This window comes from Kineococcus terrestris (assembly GCF_041020755.1).
In the GTDB taxonomy this organism is placed as follows: domain Bacteria; phylum Actinomycetota; class Actinomycetes; order Actinomycetales; family Kineococcaceae; genus Kineococcus; species Kineococcus terrestris.
Genome location: NZ_JBEUEI010000029.1, coordinates 18,854 through 34,752, shown reverse-complemented (window position 1 = coordinate 34,752; position 15,899 = coordinate 18,854). Strand labels below are relative to the sequence as shown.

Sequence of the window (15,899 nt, the reverse complement as noted above, 5' to 3'; positions counted from 1 at the left end):
TGCTGGTCCTCGTCCGCCACGGCGTCGATCGTAGGCGGGCGGGTGGTGCTCAGTCCTGGGGGTGGAAGCGGACGGCGAGCACGGCCACGTCGTCGCCGTCGGTGCCCAGCTCGGCCAGCAGCGCGTCGAGGCCGGCGGCCAGGTCGGGGTGTGCCAGGACCCCGCCGACGGCCCGCAGCCGCTGCAGCCCGGCGTCCAGGTCGCCGCGGCGGCGCTCGACGAGGCCGTCGGTGTAGAGCAGGAGCGTGGAGCCGGCGGGCACGGGCGCGAGGTGGTCGGTGCGCTCCAGGCCGGCGCCGGTGCCGACGATCAGCTCCGGCGGGGAGGTCAGCAGCCGGGTGCGCCCGTCGGCCTGCACGAGCAGCGGCGGCGGGTGACCGGCGTTGGCCCAGCGGAACCAGCGCAGCGAGCGGTCGAGGTCGTCGCGGCGCTGCTCGACGCGCCCGACGAGGCAGCTGGCCAGCAGCTGCTCGTCGCCCAGGGAGGTGACGACGCCCTCCAGGCGGGTCAGCAGGGCGGCCGGGCCGTCGTCGCGGTCCACCGCGAGCGCCCGCAGCGCGATGCGCAGCTGCCCCATGGCCGCGGCGGCGCGCACGTCGTGGCCGGCGACGTCGCCGATGACGGTCAGCGTGCTGCCGGTGGGCAGCAGGAGGACGTCGTACCAGTCGCCGCCGACCTGCCCGCCGCCGGCGGCGACGTAGCGGGCGATGACCTCCAGGTGGTCCGGCTGCGGCAGGCTGCGGGTGAGCATGGCCCGCTGCAGGGTCCGCGCGGTGCGGGTGTGCTCGGCCAGCAGCTGGGCGCGCTGCAGCGCCTGGGTGGCGCCGGCGGCCAGCGCGACGAGGAGGGCGCGCTCGTTCTCGTCGAGCGCGAGGTCCTCGTGCCAGACCATGGTCAGCAGGCCCACGGAGGTGTCGCGGGCGAACAGGGGCACGGTGACGACGTAGCGCACGTCCGCGGCGCGCCAGCGGTGCGCCAGCTCGGGGAACTCGGCGTGCAGGGTGGCGGCGTCGTCGAAGCGGGGCCGGCCGGTGCGCAGGGCCAGGGTGCCGGGGCCGGGCCCGTCCAGGGGCAGGTCGGTCCACTGCTCGACGGCGCCCTCGGCGTACTCGCCGGAGAACGGGGTGCGCAGCAGGCCGCGCTCGTGGTCGACGACGGACAGCGCGGCGTAGGCGGCGCCGAACTCGCGGCGGGCGACGTCGACGACGGCGTCGGCGACGTCCTGCAGGGTCTCGGTGGCGGTCAGCGCCTGCGACAGGCGCAGCAGGCGGCGGGTGTGCTCCAGGCCCTCCTGGGTGGTGCGCAGCAGCTCGTCGCGCTCGACCTCGACGCGGTGCTGCTCGGTGACGTCGCGGAAGGCGCACAGCACCTTGCCGTCGACGCGCTGGGCGCGGGCGGTGAACCACAGCTCGCGGCCGGGCACCTGCCCGGTCCAGGTGACGAGGTCCTCGGTCTCGCGGGTGCGGGCCAGCGCGGCGCGCCAGCCGGCGCCGCCCGCGTCGGGGAAGAGGTCGGCGAAGGGGCGCCCCACGACGTCCTCGACGGGCAGCTCCAGCAGCCGGGCGCCGGTCGCGTTGACGTGCAGCACCTCCCAGCGGTGCTCGGCGTCGAGGACGACGATGCCCTCGGACACCTCCTGCCACGCCCGCAGGAGGAGCGGGTCGACCGCTGCTCCGGCTGCCACGGGAGCGACCTTAGGGACGGTCGGAGCGCGGCGCAGGTGATCGCGCGCTTCGCCGCCGTCCCGCGACCGGCCCGCGACCGGGGGACAGCGGGCGGGCGGCGCGCGGGCGCGGGGGCGGGCGCGTCAGCCGCGGGCGGCGAGGACGGAGAACTCCAGCTCGCCGTCGCCGGCGACGGCCACGAAGCCGAGGTCGGGCGGGGTGACGCCGAAGTCCGTCCAGGTCACGGGCACGGCTCCGGTCACGGTGACGGCGTCCTCGCCGGTGCGCTCGACGGCCGCGGGGACGGTGACGGGGCGGGTCTCGCCGTTCAGCGACACGGTGCCGGTCAGCTCGACGGTCACGGCCGCGCCGGTCTCCTCCAGGCCGCCGAGGGGTGCGGGGGCGGTGAGGGTGAAGACGGCGTCGGGGTGGGCGGCGACGTCGACGACGGAGCTGCGGAAGTACTGGTCGCGGCTGCCGGAGTCGGTGGCCACGCTCGCCAGGTCCACGGTGAGGACGGCGCCGGTCAGCTCGCCGCCGCCGACGGTCAGCTCGCCGTCGACCTGCTCGGTGCGGCCGGTGACGGTGATGTCGCGCCCGTCGAGGACCTCGTCGACGCGGTACCCGGCGAGGCTGCCGGGGGCGACGGTCCAGGTGCCGTCGAGCCGGGCGTCGGCGGCGGGGGCGGTCGCCGTGGCGGTGGGGGCGGTGGCGGGGGCGAGCTGGGCGTCGGGCTCCCCGGCGACGAACCGCGCGTAGAGGGCGGGGCCGGCGAAGACGGCCAGGGCCGCCCCGGCGAGGGCGAGGACGGCGAGCGCGGCGACCACCCACGGCCAGCGCCGGCGACGGCGTCCCGTCCCCCGCTGCTGCTCCTGCTGCTGCTGCTGCGCCACCGTGCCTCCCCCCGCGCGCCGCCGGTCGCGGCTCCCGCGGGGTCAACGGCGCGGGCGCCCTCCGGGTTCGCCGGGCCCGTCCGGCGGGCCGGGCCGACCGGGCGGCTCGGCGTGGGCGAGCAGGCGCCGGGCCGCGCGCGCCACGGCCGCGCGCACCTCGGGCGGCGCGGACAGCCGGTGGGGCACGTCCTCGGGGATCCACAGCAGGGCGGCGGCCACCTGCTCGGGGTGCTCGACGGCGAGCGGCCAGCGGGTGCCGCCCGCGCCGTCGTCGACGGCGTCGCGCAGCCACCAGCCGAAGCGGGCGCGCGCCCGCTCCAGCGGCAGGTCGAGGTGGACGTCGGCGTGCACGCGGGCCCGGTCGGCGCCGGAGACGGCGCGCGCGACGAGCTCGGCGGCGCCGGCGGCCGGCAGCGGGCGCGGCGCGAACCGCACCCCCGTGGGCTCCAGGGCGCCGGCGCGGTCGAGGCGGAAGGTGCGCCAGGCGTCGCGGTCGAGGTCGTGGGCGACGAGGAACCAGTGCCGCGCCTCGGCGACGAGGGCGTGCGGCTCGACGTGGCGGCGGGTCTCCCGCCCGGCGCCGGAGACGTAGCGGAAGCGCACCCGCTCGTGGTCGCGGCAGGCCAGGGCGAGGCGGCTGAGCAGGTCGGTGGGCACGGGCCGCCCGCGCGGTCCGGCCGGCTGCAGGTGCTCGGCCAGGGCGTTGACGCGCCGGCGCAGCACCGGCGGCAGGACCTGCTCGAACTTCGCCAGCGCGGAGGCGGTCGTGTGCTCCCCGTCGGCGAGGCCCTGGGTGGCGGCCGCGCGCAGGCCGACCGCGACGGTGACGGCCTCGGCGTCGGTGAGCAGCAGGGGCGGCACGCCGCCGCCGGCCTCCAGCCGGTACCCGCCGGCGGCGCCGCGCGCGGCGGTGACGCGGTAGCCGAGCGCGCGCAGGCGCTCGACGTCGCGGCGCAGGGTGCGCTCGGTGACGCCGAGGCGGCGGGCGAGCTCGGGGCCCGTCCACTGCCGGTGGGTCTGCAGCAGGCCGAGCAGTTCCAGCGCCCTCGCGGTGGTCCCGGACACGGTCCCGATCCTGGCAGCGCAGCAGGACACGAGCTGTCCTGTTGGGCTCCTAGCGTCGGGGTCACCAGGAGGAGCGGCGAGGAGGCCACCGTGGACGTGAGGATCGAACTGCTGACCGTGCCCGTCACCGACGTCGACCGCGCGATCGCGTTCTACGTCGAGGGGTGCGGGTTCGCGCTGGACCACGACGTGCGGGTCGACGACGCCACCCGCTTCGTGCAGGTCACCCCGCCGGGGTCGGCCTGCTCGATCATGCTGGACTCGTTCACCGGCACGATGCCGCCGGGGTCGCAGAAGGGCGTGCAGTGCGTCGTCGCGGACGTCGGCGCGGCGCGCGCGGACCTGGTGGGCCGCGGCGTGGCGTGCACGGAGGTGGACGAGCAGCCGTGGGGCCGGTTCGTGTTCTTCGCCGACCCCGACGGCAACGCGTGGGCGCTGCAGGAACTGCCGCGGGAGGGGTCGCGGTGATCGACCACATCGGCCTGCCGTGCACCGACCCGGCGGCCTCCGCGGAGTTCTGGCTGCGGGTGTTCGCGCCGCTGGGGGTGCGCGAGGCGGTGCGGATCCCCACCCCCGCCGGCCCGGTCGTGGGGCTGGCCGGGCCGGGCGGAGGACCGGACCTGTGGTGCGCACCGGCCGAGGGGCACGGCTCGCGGCCGGTGCACCTGGCGCTGGGCGCACCGACGCGCGGGGCCGTCGACGCCGTGCACGCGGCGGCGCTCGGCGCGGGCGCGGAGGTCCTGCACGCGCCGCGGCTGTGGCCGGAGCACCACGAGCACTACTACGCGGTGTTCGTGCGCGACGCGGACGGGAACAACGCCGAGGCGGTCTGCCACCGGCCGCCGGGGTGAGGCCGCAGGGCTCGCTCCTGCGGCGGGTGCGGCGGGAGGATGGCCCCGTGACGACGGCGTCCCCCGCCCCGCCCCGGCCGCTGACCGCCCGCGAGCGCGGGGCCCTCACAGCGCTGCTGGAGCGCGGCACGAGCGTCGACGACGAGCGCACCGTCACCGGCGAGGACCGCGCCCGGTGGCTGGCGCAGGTGCCGGGGACGTTCGCCGGGCGCCGCTGCGGGTGCGGTTCCTGCCCCTCGGTCGAGCTGACCGACGCGGCCGGGCGCACCCCGGCGGCCGGCGACGGGCGCGTCGTGCTGGAGGCGTCGGCGCCCGGGGCGCTGCTGCTGCTGTTCGTCGACGAGGACCGGCTCAGCTACCTGGAACTCGCGCCGCTGGACGACGACGGCGTGGAGGAGTTCCCGGACGCGGAGGAGATCAGCGACCCGTCGTGACCGGTGGTGCGCCGGCGCCACCGGGTGGCCGGGCCGTCGCGCGGTGGCCGACCCGGGCGGGCCGGTGCAAGCTGCGGTCCCGACCCGAGGAAGACCCGAGGAGGAGGTGCACGTGCTGGACGGGCTCGGCGAACCGTGGGTGTGGGCGGTGGGCCTACCGCTGGTGCTCCTGAGCTGGTGGCTGCTGCCGAGCCGACAGGAGGCCGGTGAGGCCGGCGAGCGTTGGGGGCTGCGGCAGCTGCGACGGCTGCACGCCCGGCGGAACCGCCACGGCCGCGAAGGCTGACAGCGGGGTCAGGGGCGGCTACCGCGCGCCGTAGCGGGCGAGCACGGTCAGCACGGCCTCCTCGACCTCGTGGGCGACGGCGGCGTCCGAGGGGTTCCAGTCGACGAGGAACATCCGGGGCCACAGCACGAAGTTCGAGATCATCCCGAGGAACTGGGTCGTCGCCGTGGTCGGGTCCGGCACGTGCAGCGAACCGGCCTCGGCGGCGGCCCGCAGGTAGCGGCGCACCTCGTCGAAGAACGGCAGCTTGCCGAGGTCGAACTGCCGGCGCCCGAGGTCGGGGGACGAGGGCGCCTCGGCGATGACGAGGCGGAAGAGCCCGGCGGTGTCCGGCCGGCCCAGCAGCTCCGCGTACACCGCACCCACCGCGCGCAGGCCCGTGGCCGGATCGGCGGGGTCGAGGTCGTCGGTCAGGTGCACCCGGGGCGCCCAGACCTCCTCGACGATCGCGTCGAACAGGGCGTCCTTGGTCGGGAACTGCTTGAACAGGGTGGCCTTGGAGACCTGCGCCGCGGCCGCGACCTGCGCGAGGGAGGTGCGGGCGAACCCCTGGTCGCCGAACAGCGTCCTGGCGGTGGTGAGGATCGCGGCCCGCTTGTCGGCGGCGACCCGCTGGTGGAACGAGGACGTACCGGGCACGCACCGAGGGTACCGAAAGGTGAGTCGCTTGACTCACCTCATCGGGGGGCGCATCCTCGTGTGAGGTGAGTCGACTGACTCACCTCAGAGGAGGAACCGATGCACCAGCGGTACACCGAGGACATCGTCCTCGTCACCGGAGCCACCGGCGGCATGGGCTCGTCCCACGTCCGCGGCTACCACGCCGAGGGCGGCCGCGTCGTGGTCGCCGGCCGCCGCGACGCCGAGGGACGGGCCCTGGCCGCCGAGCTGGGCGAGCGCGCCGCCTTCGTCCACCTCGACGTCACCGATCCCGCCGACTGGGCGCGCGCGGTCGCGACCGCTGAAGAGGTGTTCGGGCCGGTCACGGTCCTGGTCAACAACGCCGGGCTGCAGACGCCGCCCGCCACGATCGAGGACACCGACCTCGCGGACTGGTCGCGCGCGCTCGCGGTCAACACCACCGGCACGTTCCTGGGGATCCGGGCGGTGGCCCCGTCGCTGCGCCGCGCGGGCGGCGGGAGCGTCGTCGACGTCGTCTCCACGATGGCGGACACCGGCACCGCCCTGTTCGCGCCCTACACCGCCGCCAAGTGGGCCGTGCGCGGGCTGACCCGGACCGCGGCCCTGGAACTGGGCCGCGACGGCGTCCGCGTGAACTCCGTGCACCCGGGCGTCGTCTCCACCCCGTTCGTCCAACAGCCGGTCCCCGGGTCCGACGTCGTCATCGCCGACGCCTTCTCCCCCGACGCCCTCGCCGTGCCGCGCCTGGCGGAACCCCGGGAGGTCACCGACGTGCTGCTGTGGCTGACCTCGCGGGAGGCGAGCTTCGTCACCGGGGCCGAGATCGTCGTCGACGGCGGTCTGCTGCTGGGGCCGGCGCTGCAGGCGGAGGCGACCGGTGCCTGACGCCCGCCCCGACCGCGAGGCGGTCCGGGCGGCCCTGGCCCTCGACCGTCGCTCCAGCGCCCGCGCGCGCACGATCGACCTCACGACGACGGGTGCGCGTTCCGGGCGCCCGGCGCATCGGGACCTGGTTCCACCGGGCCGGCGACGAGCTGTACCTCTCGAGCACCCCGGCGCGGCGGGACCGGTGCGCCGACGTCCTGGTGAACCCGCGGACCGTCGTCCACTCGAAGGACGCCGTCCGCGCGGGGTTCACGCGTCGTGCACGTCCGAGAGGTCCAGGACGAACCGGTAGCGGACGTCGCCGTCGGCCAGGCGCCGCAGGGCGGTGCCGACCTGCGCGGAGGGCAGCACCTCCACGTCGGCGGTGACGCCGTGCCGGCCGGCGAACTCCAGCAGGTCCCGGGTCCACCGGAGCCCGCCGCTGCCGGCCGAGGCCAGCGACTTGCGGCCGATCAGCAGGTCGGTGGTCTCGACGGTCACCGGGCCGAGGTGGCCCAGCGAGCACAGGGTCCCGTCCAGCGCGAGCACCCGCAGGTACGGGGCGAGGTCGTGCGGCGCCGGGACGCAGTCCAGCACCAGGTCGCACGAGCCCTCGGCGTCGCCCATCGCCGCGGCGTCGGTGGACACGACGCTGCGGTGGGCGCCGAGCCGCGCGGCGTCGCCGGCCTTCGCGGCCGAGGTGGTGAAGACGGTGACGTGCGCCCCCAGGGCCGCGGCGAGCTTGACGGCCAGGTGCCCCAGCCCGCCCAGGCCGACGACGCCGACGCGGGTGCCCGGCCCGGCGCCCCAGCGCCGCAACGGTTCCCACACGGTGATCCCCGCGCACAGCAGCGGCGCGACACCGGCGGGGTCGAGGTGGGCGGGCCGGTGGTGCACGAACCGGTCGCGCACCACGTACCCGCCCGCGTAGGCGCCGAGGGTGGTCGAACCGTCGCGGCGGTCGCGGCCGCCGTAGGTGAGCGTCGGGAACTCCCGGCAGTAGTTCTCCTGGTCCGCGCGGCACATCTCGCACGTGCCGCAGGAGTCGACGATGTTGCCGACCGCGACGGGGTCGCCGACGGCGAAGTCCCGCACGGCGGAGCCGACCTCGACGACGTCACCGACGAACTCGTGGCCGGGCACGAGGGGGAACACGCCGGCGGGGTCGTGCAGGGCGTGCAGGTCGGAGTGGCAGACGCCGCAGTGGGTGACGCGGACGGCGACGTCGTCCGGCCGCAGGTCGCGGCGGGTGGTCCGGGTCGGTCGCAGGGCACCGCCGGGGGCGGTGGCCTGGTAGGCGGTCACGGTGCGCACGTGGCGGCTCCTGGGGTTCTGGTGGGGATTCGTGTGCAGTCGCAGCGTCGCGGGGACTGCTCGCTACCAACTGGTTGGTAGCTAACATAGCGACCGCCCGCCGCCGGAGCAACCGACCGGTCGGTCGCCGGTAACCTGACCGCGTGCGAGACGCGGCGGCGACCCGGCGGCGGCTCCTCGACGCCGCGACCGAGGAGTTCGCGGCCCACGGCATCGCCGGTGCCCGCGTGGACCGCATCGCGGCGGCGGCGAGGTCGAACAAGGCGCAGATGTACGGCTTCTTCGGCAGCAAGGACGGCCTGTTCGACGCCGTGCTGGCCGAGCACTTCGAGCTCATCGTCAACGCCGCCCCCCTGGACGGGGCCGACCTGCCCGGCTACGCCACCGCCCTGTACGACGCGTACCTGGAGCACCCGCGGGCCGTGCGCCTGGGCACCTGGTCGCGGCTGGAGCGCCACGGCGCCGGCGGGGACCTGTTCGCGGACGGCGTCGACCACAGCGCGCCCAAGGTGGCCGTCATCGCCGCGGCGCAGCGGGACGGGCACGTCGACCCCGGCCTCGACCCCGCCGACGTCCTCTCCCTCGTCGTGGCCATGGCCATGGCGTGGAGCCCGGCCAGCGTGCTGGTGGCGGCCGGCGCGGACGAGCCCGCCGTGGTGCACGAGCGGCGGAAGGCCGCGCTGGCGGCCGCCGTGCGCCGCGCCGTCGCGCCGGCGGGCTGAGCCCCGCACCCGCGGATCCCCCAGCCACGGTCCGTCAGGCCGTGGTTGCGCCCGGGCGCAGCGGGCAGGCTCGGTCGCACGCACCCGCCGGACGGCGGGTGCGACGACCACCGGCCGCCACACCCGCCGGCCCCCGCCGAGGGAGCCGGGGAGGCGGGACCGGGCCCGAGACCCCCCGGGAGACACCGTGCCTCGCACCCGCTCCGACATCACCGTCCCCGACCTGACCGGGAAGACCGCCGTGGTCACCGGCGCGAGCGACGGGGTCGGCCTGGCCCTGGCCGCCCGCCTCGCCGCGGCCGGCGCCGAGCTCGTCCTGCCCGTGCGCAACCCCCGCAAGGGCGAGGCCGCGATCGCCGAGGTCCGCCGCCGCGTGCCCGGCGCGCGGGTCTCGCTGCGCGAGCTGGACCTGTCCTCGCTCGCCTCCGTCGCCGCGCTCGGGGCGACGCTGCGCGAGGAGGGCCGCCCGCTGCACCTGCTGGTGAACAACGCGGGCGTGATGACCCCGCCGGAACGGCGGTCCACCACCGACGGTTTCGAGCTGCAGTTCGGCACCAACCACCTGGGCCACTTCGCGCTCGTGGCGCACCTGCTGCCGCTGCTGAGCGCCGGGAAGGCCCGCGTCACCTCGCAGATCAGCATCGCCGCGCGGTCGGGGAGCATCAACTGGGACGACCCGAACTGGCGGCGCTCCTACGACGGCCAGCGCGCCTACAGCCACTCCAAGATCGCCTTCGGGCTGTTCGGCCTGGAGCTGGAGCGGCGCTCGCGAGCGGCCGGGTGGGGCATCACCAGCAACCTGTCCCACCCCGGCGTCGCCCCCACGAACCTGCTCGCCGCGCGCCCGGAGGTCGGGCGCGCGCGGGACACCGGCGGCCGGCGCCTCATCAGCCTCATGTCCCGGATCGGCCTGACCGGCACGGTCGAGACAGCGCTGCTGCCCGCGCTGCTCGCCGCCACCTCCCCCGACGCCCGCCCCGGGCGGATGTACGGGCCCAGCGGGTTCGGGCACGTCAGCGGCCCCCCGGCCGAGGAGGCGCTGTACCGGCCGCTGCGCAGCGCCGAGGACGCCGCGCGCATCTGGGGCGTGTCCGAGGACCTCACCGGGGTCTCGTTCCCGGCGGCCGGCGCGGCCGCGTCCGGGTCCGCTCCCGGGTCCGCTCCCGGGTCCGCTCCCGGGGCCCTCGCCTGACCGAGCCGGCTCGTCCCGGGAGCGACCACCCGCCGGCTCACGCCCCGGCGCCCCCGTCGACCGGCACGATCGCCCCGGTCACCATCGAGGCCCGGTCGCTGAGCAGCCAGGCGGCCACCTCGGCGACCTCCCGTGGTTCGGCCATCCGCCCCAGCGGGACGGTGGCGGTGATCCGGTCGGTGACGCCGGGCGCGGCCGCCTCCCACTCCTCGATCATCCGCGTCGCGGTACCGCCCGGGGTGACGGCGTTGACCCTGACGCCGTGCGGGCCCCAGGTGACGGCGGCGGTCTCGGTGAGGCTGTTCAGCGCGCGCTTCATCGCCCCGTAGGCGGGCAGGGCGGGGTTCGCGCGGCGGCTGCCGATGCTGGAGGTGTTGACGATCGCGCCACCCCCGGCGCTGCGGCGCATGAGCGCGGCCTCAGCCGTCATGGCGGTCCAGTGCGCGCGGAAGTTCACGGCGAACTGCTCGTCGATCTCCGCCTCGCTGGTGCTCTCCAGCGGCCCGGGGCGCTGGATCGTCGCGCCGTTGTTGAACGCCCCGTCGAGGCGCCCGTGCAGCTGCTCCGCGCGGTCGACGGCGGCGCGGACGCTGGCGGGGTCGGCCAGGTCGAGGGCGACGGTGTCGGCCCGGCCGCCACCGTCGCGGATCCGGGCCGCGAGGCGGTCCAGGTCAGCGGTGCTGCGGGCGGCGAGCACGACGGCGGCGCCCTCGCGGGCGAACAGCTCGCCGGCGGCCGCGCCGATGCCTCGGCTGGCACCGGTGATGAGCACGACCTTGCCGGTCAGCAGGCCGATCGCGGGAGTCGTGGTGGTCGTGGTGTTCGTGTCGGTGTTCGTCACGGCTCCCACGCTGCGCCGTTCCGCGGAGCTCAGGCAGGCACGAGCTGTACCAGGATCCGGTGCCGCGACGGGGTCAGACTGCGGGGGTGGACGAGCAGCAGCTGGGCGAGTTCCTCCGCAGCCGCCGGGAGCGGTTGCAACCGCAGGACGTGGGCCTGCCGCGGGGGTCGCGGCGCAGGACGCCGGGGTTGCGCCGCGAGGAGGTCGCCGTCCTCGCGCACATCTCCACCGAGTACTACGTCCGCCTCGAGCAGGCCCGGGCACCGCGCCCCTCGGCGGAGGTGCTGGCCGGTCTCGCCGGTGCGCTGCGGCTGACCGCCGCCGAGTCCGAGCACCTGCACCTGCTGGCGGGGACCGCCGCCCTGCGCACGGGACTGCACCGCCGCGACGTGCGTCCCAGCGTGCTGGCGCTGGTGCAGCGGCTGCCGCAGACGGCCGCCGTCGTCCTCTCGGCGGTCTTCGAGGTGCTGGCCCACAACGAGCTGGCGGCGGCGCTGATGGAGGACTTCGACCGGGCGGCCCCCCACCGGCGCAACCTGGCGCGCACGGCGTTCCTGGCGCCGGACGGACCGTCCGGACCGCTGTACGGCGTCTCCGACGTCGCCGAGTTCCGCCTGCACGCCGTCGCGCAGCTGCGGGCGGCGCGGGCCCGCTACCCCGCCGACCCGGTGGTGACCGGCCTGGTCGAGGAGCTGCGCGCGGGCAGCGCCGACTTCGCCCGCCTGTGGCAGCGGCACGACGTGCAGGCGCCGCCGACGCTGACCAAGACGTTCCGGCACCCGGTGGTCGGGGACGTGGTCGTCGACTGCGACGCGCTGCTGCTGCCCGACCGCGACCAGCACCTCGTGCTCTACACCGCGCCGGCGGGTTCCCGCAGCGCCGAGGCCCTCGCGTTCCTGGACGCCGCGGGCCCCGCGGGCATCGAGGTGGGCCGGACCGGCTGACCTCCCGCGACGAGCCGCACCGCACCTCTCGACGGCAGGACCTCCCGCACGGTCCGGCCGACCAGCCCGGACCCCGGGACGGTGGACGCGCTCGCTCCTGACGTACGTCGAGCTTACGATCGACGTACGTCAAACCGGGAGGTCCCGTGACCTACACCCACATCGACATCGACGACGAGCTGCTCGGCCGAGCGGCCGGCGCGCTGGGCACCACGCAGAAGAAGGACACCGTCGAAGCCGCCCTGCGCGCGGTCGTGGCGAAGGCGGAGAAGGACCGCGCGTGGGCCGAGCTCTGGGAGTACGTCGACGCCGGTGGCCTCTCCGCCGAGGCCTACCTCGACGCCCAGCGCGAGCACCTGGCCCACGAGCGGACCCGGCTGGAGGAGGACGCTCAGGACCTCACCCCGCGCGACACTCCGGACGGGAGCGGTGCGTGAAGTTCGTCCTCGACAACAGCGTCGTCCAGCGCTTCGGCAAGCCCCGCGTGCGGGAGACCGTCGAGCGGTTGCGCGCTGACCACGAGCTGACCGTCTGCGTGCCGACCCTGCTGGAGGTGGGGGTCTCCGCTCGCGACGCGGCCGACCACGCCCGGCAGCAGCGGATGCTCGCCGCCGCCATGCGTGTCCTGGAAGGCTCCCGCGACGTCGACGCCGCTGCGCAGGTCATCCAGGGCCGGCTGGTCGCCAGGGGGCAGCACCGCGGGCCGGGGCCGGTGGACGTCCTCGTCGCGGCTCACGCGGTCGTGGAGGAGGCCGCGGTGCTGCACTACGACCGTGACTTCGAGCTGATCGAGGAGCACGCGGGCGTGCCGCAGCGCTGGGTGCTCCCGCGCGGTACGGCCGATCGAGGTTGACCGGGCACCGGGGGCAGACTGCGGAGCACCGAGTCCGCCGGAGGGAGCTGCGCACCGTGGTCGACGTCCCCGACGCGCTGGTCCCCCTGTACCTGCGCCTGAGCCGGGCCGACCGGCCCTACGCCACCGTCGAGGGCGCGCGGCGGCGGCTGCGCGAGGCGACCCTGCGGCCCCGCCCCTACGGGCCCCCGCGGCGGCTGCGCCGCGACGTGCGCGTGGAGGTCGCCGACGACCGGGGGTGGCCGGTGTACACGCTCACCCCGGCCGCGGGATCCGCCCCGGTCGGCAGCGTCGTCTACGTCCACGGCGGGGGGTGGGTCAACGAGATCTCCTCGCAGCACTGGCAGCTGGCGGCCGACGTCGCCGCCGGGGCGGGCACCACGGTCGTCGTCCCGATCTACCCGCTGCTGCCCCGCGGCAGCGCGGCGCCGGTAGGTGAGCGGATCGTCGACCTGGTGCGGCGCACCGCCGACGCGCACGGGCCGGCGTGCCTGGCGGGCGACTCCGCCGGCGGGCAGATCGCCCTGTCCGCGGCGCTGCGGCTGCGCGACGCGGGGACCGTCCTGCCCCTGGTCCTGCTGATCGCCCCGGCGCTGGACCTGACCTGGAGCAACCCGCGGATCCCCGAGGTGCAGCCGTCGGACCCGTGGCTGGGACGGCCCGGGGGGCGGTTCTTCGCCGACGCCTGGCGCGGCGAGCTGCCCCTGACCGACCCCGCGGTGAGCCCGCTGTTCGGGGACCTGGCGGGCCTGGGGCCGCTGAGCGTGTTCAGCGGGACCCGCGACATCCTCAACCCCGACGCTCACCTGCTCGTCGAGAAGGCCCGCAGCAGCGGTGTCGACGTCGTGTTCCACGAGGCGGTCGGGCAGGTCCACGTCCACCCCCTGGTGCCCACCCGGACGGGCCGGGCGGCCGCGCGGACGGTGGTGCGGGAGCTGCGGGCCGCCTGCCGGGGGTAGCGGCGGCCCGCGGCCGGTCAGGACGGCGCGACCCACCGCGCCGCGTCCGGCGACCACCAGCTGCCCGGCGGCCGGTCGGCGGTGGCGCCCAGCGGGTCGCGCGCCGGGGCGACGGGTGCGGCGCCGGCGTCAGCCACGGACGACCTCCCGCTGCGCGCGGTGGGCCGCGAGCGCCGCCCGGGTGTCCTCCGCGACGAGGTCGGCGTTGAGGGCCGCCCCGGCGGTCATACCGGCCGCGGCCGAGGCCACGACCTGGGTCATGGGGTTGGCGACGTTGCCCGCCACCCACACCCCCGGCACCGCGGTCGCGCCGGTGGGGTCGGCGGCCACGTGGGTGGCGACGACGACGTCGCCCATCCGCATCTCGGTGACCTCCAGGCCCAGGTCGGTGAGCAGGTCGGCGTTGGCCGCGAAGAACGGGGCGACGACCAGGGCCTCCAGCGGGACGGTCTCCCCGGAGGCCAGCCGCACCCCGCGCAACCGGTCGTCGGCGACGTCGATGTCGACCACCTCCCCGTCGACGACGTCGACGCCGCGGGCGGCGAGCACCTCGGACTGCTCGGCGGTGAGCGCGGGACCGGTGTGGGTGAACAGCGTCACCGAGCCGCTGAGCTGGCGGAACAGCTGCGCCTGGTGCATCCCGCCGGCGGGCCCGGCCAGCACCCCGATCGCCCGGTCGCGCACCTCCCAGCCGTGGCAGTAGGGGCAGTGCAGGACGTCGCGGCCCCACCGCTCGGCCAGGCCCGGCAGCGCCGGCAGCCGGTCGGTCAGCCCCGTGGTGACGAGCAGCCGGCGCGCGCGGACGGTCGGGCCGTCCTGCACGTGGACGTCGAAACCCCGTCCGTCACCGTCACCCCCGTCCGGCGGACCGGCGGGGCCGGCGAAGACGACCCGCCCGTCCAGCACCCGCGCCCCGTACGCGACGGCCTCCGCGCGGCCGTCGGCGAGCAGGTCCGCCGGCACCACGCCCTCGCGCCCGAGGTAGTTGTGGGCGTGCCCCGCGGTCGCGTTGCGGGGCTCCCCGGCGTCCACGACCAGGACGCTGCGCCGGGAGCGGGCCAGGGCGACGGCCGCGCTCAGCCCCGCGGGTCCACCCCCCACGACCACCACGTCGTACTGCTCGCCGATCCGCTGTCCGCCGACCCGCTGCCCACCGGACTGCCCCGCCATCGCCTGCTCCTCCGTCTCCAGCGCGGCCGCCGCGCGGCCGTCACCGTCGACACTGCGCGAGCGCTCCCGCTCGCGGCGAGGAGAGTTGCGGTTCCGGCAAAACCGGCCTGGACGTGGAACGCCGGTGCGGAGCCGGCGCCCGCCCGGACCGGTCCGCCGTCCGACGGCACGGTCCGGTGGGACCGGCGCTGGTGCTGCACCACCCCTGTCGCCAGGATCGGTCCGTGACCCCGTCCGACCTGATCGACGCGCCCGCGGCCTCCCCGGCCCGGCGCGAGCGCGCCCTCCTCGTGGGCGCCGCCTCGGTGACCGTCCTGCTGTGGGCGTCCGCCTTCGTGGGCATCCGCGCCGCGGCCGAGGACTTCGCCCCCGGCCCGCTGACGCTCGCGCGGGTCGTCGTGGGGACCCTCGCCCTGGCGCTGCTGCACCTGGCGCTGCGCGCGCGGGCGACCCGGGGCGGTGGGCCGGACGCCCGGCGGCGGCTGCGCGACGCGCCGCGGTGGGTGCTGATCGGCGTCGTGCTGTGGGGGGTGGCCTGGTTCGGGGTCTACAACGTCGCGCTCAACGCCGCGGAGCACCACGTCGACGCGGGGACCGCGGCCCTGCTGGTCAACGTCGCCCCGGTGGTCACCGCCGTGCTCGCCGGCCTCCTGCTCGGCGAGGGCTTCCCCCGCCGGCTGCTCGCGGGGATGGCCGTCGCCTTCCTCGGCGTCGCGGTCGTGGCCGCCTCCACCTCGACCGGCCGGTACGACGCGGTCGGCGTCCTGCTCGGGCTCGTGGCCGCGGTGGTCTACGGGAGCGCCGCGACCGCCCAGAAGCGGCTGCTGCGGCACGTGGACGCGCCGACGATGACCCTGGTCGGCTGCGCGGCCGGGGCCGTGGCGTGCCTGCCGTTCGCGCCCGGCCTGGTGCGGGCGCTCGCGGCCGCGCCCACGTCGTCCGTCCTGGGCGTCGTCTACCTCGGGGTGTTCCCCACCGCCGTGGCCTTCACGACCTGGGGCTACGTGCTCTCGCGCACCAGCGCCGGGCGCACCGCGGCGACGACGTACGCCGTGCCCGCGGTCGTGGTCGTCCTGTCCTGGCTCGTGCTGCGCGAGACGCCGCCAGCGCTGGCCCTGCTGGGCGGCGCGCTGGCGCTGGCCGGCGTCGCCGTCGCGACGACGCGCAGGTCCTCCCCCGCCCGTCGCGGCCCGACCCCGTGATCA

19 protein-coding genes are annotated in these 15,899 nt (G+C 76.9%); 12 read left to right on the top strand and 7 right to left on the bottom strand.

From position 1 onward, the window contains the following. Positions 1-49: 49 nt before the first annotated feature. From AB8M62_RS15825 to AB8M62_RS15815, 3 genes are all read right to left on the bottom strand, one after another. A complete protein-coding gene (locus AB8M62_RS15825; RefSeq protein ID WP_369070170.1) occupies positions 50-1,684 on the bottom strand; it encodes a SpoIIE family protein phosphatase in 1,635 nt (544 codons plus the stop codon). 123 nt (positions 1,685-1,807) lie between these two features. Next, positions 1,808-2,557: a YceI family protein gene (locus AB8M62_RS15820; RefSeq protein ID WP_369070169.1), complete on the bottom strand. Its 750-nt coding sequence runs from the start codon at positions 2,555-2,557 to the stop codon at positions 1,808-1,810. Between the two features lie 42 nt (positions 2,558-2,599). After that, the gene (locus AB8M62_RS15815; protein ID WP_369052689.1) at positions 2,600-3,622 is read right to left on the bottom strand and encodes a helix-turn-helix transcriptional regulator; all 1,023 of its coding nucleotides are present in this window, start codon (positions 3,620-3,622) and stop codon (positions 2,600-2,602) included. A 90-nt stretch (positions 3,623-3,712) separates the two neighbouring features. Here AB8M62_RS15815 and AB8M62_RS15810 point away from each other — a divergent pair, with 90 nt between their 5' ends. The 4 genes from AB8M62_RS15810 (at position 3,713) to AB8M62_RS15795 (ending at position 5,193) form a co-directional block, all read left to right on the top strand. Next, on the top strand, positions 3,713-4,090 hold the full coding sequence (locus AB8M62_RS15810) for a glyoxalase superfamily protein (protein WP_369070168.1): 378 nt from the start codon (positions 3,713-3,715) through the stop codon (positions 4,088-4,090). After that, positions 4,087-4,473 carry a VOC family protein gene (locus AB8M62_RS15805; protein ID WP_369070167.1) on the top strand — a complete coding sequence of 129 codons (387 nt, stop codon included), beginning with the start codon at positions 4,087-4,089 and terminating at the stop codon, positions 4,471-4,473. The genes AB8M62_RS15810 and AB8M62_RS15805 overlap by 4 nt, the downstream gene beginning before the upstream one ends. A 47-nt stretch (positions 4,474-4,520) precedes the next feature. Then, a complete protein-coding gene (locus AB8M62_RS15800) occupies positions 4,521-4,907 on the top strand; it encodes a hypothetical protein (RefSeq protein ID WP_369070166.1) in 387 nt (128 codons plus the stop codon). Between the two features lie 112 nt (positions 4,908-5,019). After that, positions 5,020-5,193: a hypothetical protein gene (locus AB8M62_RS15795; protein ID WP_369052696.1), complete on the top strand. Its 174-nt coding sequence runs from the start codon at positions 5,020-5,022 to the stop codon at positions 5,191-5,193. Between the two features lie 18 nt (positions 5,194-5,211). On the opposite strand, the gene AB8M62_RS15790 is transcribed toward AB8M62_RS15795, so the two are convergent. Beyond that, entirely contained in the window at positions 5,212-5,832 is a 621-nt protein-coding gene (locus AB8M62_RS15790) for a TetR/AcrR family transcriptional regulator (RefSeq protein WP_369052697.1), read from the bottom strand. 99 nt (positions 5,833-5,931) lie between these two features. Here AB8M62_RS15790 and AB8M62_RS15785 point away from each other — a divergent pair, with 99 nt between their 5' ends. Beyond that, positions 5,932-6,720, top strand: a complete 789-nt coding sequence (locus AB8M62_RS15785) for an SDR family oxidoreductase (protein ID WP_369052698.1) — start codon at positions 5,932-5,934, stop codon at positions 6,718-6,720. Between the two features lie 249 nt (positions 6,721-6,969). Here the strand turns inward: AB8M62_RS15785 and AB8M62_RS15780 are convergent, their stop codons facing one another. Further along, a complete protein-coding gene (locus AB8M62_RS15780) occupies positions 6,970-8,013 on the bottom strand; it encodes an NAD(P)-dependent alcohol dehydrogenase (protein WP_373694972.1) in 1,044 nt (347 codons plus the stop codon). Between the two features lie 143 nt (positions 8,014-8,156). Between AB8M62_RS15780 and AB8M62_RS15775 the strand changes: the two genes are divergently transcribed. Together AB8M62_RS15775 and AB8M62_RS15770 are read left to right on the top strand one after the other, a co-directional pair. After that, entirely contained in the window at positions 8,157-8,735 is a 579-nt protein-coding gene (locus tag AB8M62_RS15775; RefSeq protein ID WP_369070165.1) for a TetR/AcrR family transcriptional regulator, read from the top strand. 187 nt (positions 8,736-8,922) lie between these two features. Then, positions 8,923-9,927 (top strand): SDR family oxidoreductase, encoded by a 1,005-nt coding sequence (locus tag AB8M62_RS15770; protein WP_369070164.1) that lies wholly within the window; start codon positions 8,923-8,925, stop codon positions 9,925-9,927. A 37-nt stretch (positions 9,928-9,964) separates the two neighbouring features. On the opposite strand, the gene AB8M62_RS15765 is transcribed toward AB8M62_RS15770, so the two are convergent. After that, positions 9,965-10,768, bottom strand: a complete 804-nt coding sequence (locus AB8M62_RS15765; RefSeq protein WP_369070163.1) for an SDR family NAD(P)-dependent oxidoreductase — start codon at positions 10,766-10,768, stop codon at positions 9,965-9,967. Positions 10,769-10,854: 86 nt separating this feature from the next. On the opposite strand from AB8M62_RS15765, the gene AB8M62_RS15760 reads away from it, so the two are divergent. From AB8M62_RS15760 to AB8M62_RS15745, 4 genes are all read left to right on the top strand, one after another. Then, positions 10,855-11,712 carry a helix-turn-helix transcriptional regulator gene (locus AB8M62_RS15760; RefSeq protein ID WP_369070162.1) on the top strand — a complete coding sequence of 286 codons (858 nt, stop codon included), beginning with the start codon at positions 10,855-10,857 and terminating at the stop codon, positions 11,710-11,712. A 146-nt stretch (positions 11,713-11,858) separates the two neighbouring features. Beyond that, complete coding sequence (locus tag AB8M62_RS15755) at positions 11,859-12,149, top strand: type II toxin-antitoxin system VapB family antitoxin (RefSeq protein WP_369052708.1); 291 nt, start codon at positions 11,859-11,861, stop codon at positions 12,147-12,149. Next, on the top strand, positions 12,146-12,565 hold the full coding sequence (locus tag AB8M62_RS15750) for a PIN domain-containing protein (RefSeq protein ID WP_369070161.1): 420 nt from the start codon (positions 12,146-12,148) through the stop codon (positions 12,563-12,565). The genes AB8M62_RS15755 and AB8M62_RS15750 overlap by 4 nt, the downstream gene beginning before the upstream one ends. Positions 12,566-12,621: 56 nt before the next feature. Then, positions 12,622-13,524: an alpha/beta hydrolase fold domain-containing protein gene (locus AB8M62_RS15745; RefSeq protein WP_369070160.1), complete on the top strand. Its 903-nt coding sequence runs from the start codon at positions 12,622-12,624 to the stop codon at positions 13,522-13,524. A gap of 129 nt (positions 13,525-13,653) precedes the next feature. Here the strand turns inward: AB8M62_RS15745 and AB8M62_RS15740 are convergent, their stop codons facing one another. Continuing rightward, positions 13,654-14,652: an NAD(P)/FAD-dependent oxidoreductase gene (locus AB8M62_RS15740; protein ID WP_369070178.1), complete on the bottom strand. Its 999-nt coding sequence runs from the start codon at positions 14,650-14,652 to the stop codon at positions 13,654-13,656. Between the two features lie 266 nt (positions 14,653-14,918). Here AB8M62_RS15740 and AB8M62_RS15735 point away from each other — a divergent pair, with 266 nt between their 5' ends. Beyond that, positions 14,919-15,896, top strand: coding sequence for a DMT family transporter (locus tag AB8M62_RS15735; protein ID WP_369070159.1), 978 nt, complete (start codon positions 14,919-14,921; stop codon positions 15,894-15,896). The last annotated feature ends 3 nt before the right edge of the window (positions 15,897-15,899 follow it).

Bases quoted from the DNA above. Each gene is read 5' to 3' on its own strand.
- AB8M62_RS15785 (WP_369052698.1), top strand. From the start codon at position 5,932: ATGCACCAGCGGTACACCGAGGACATCGTCCTCGTCACCGGAGCCACC.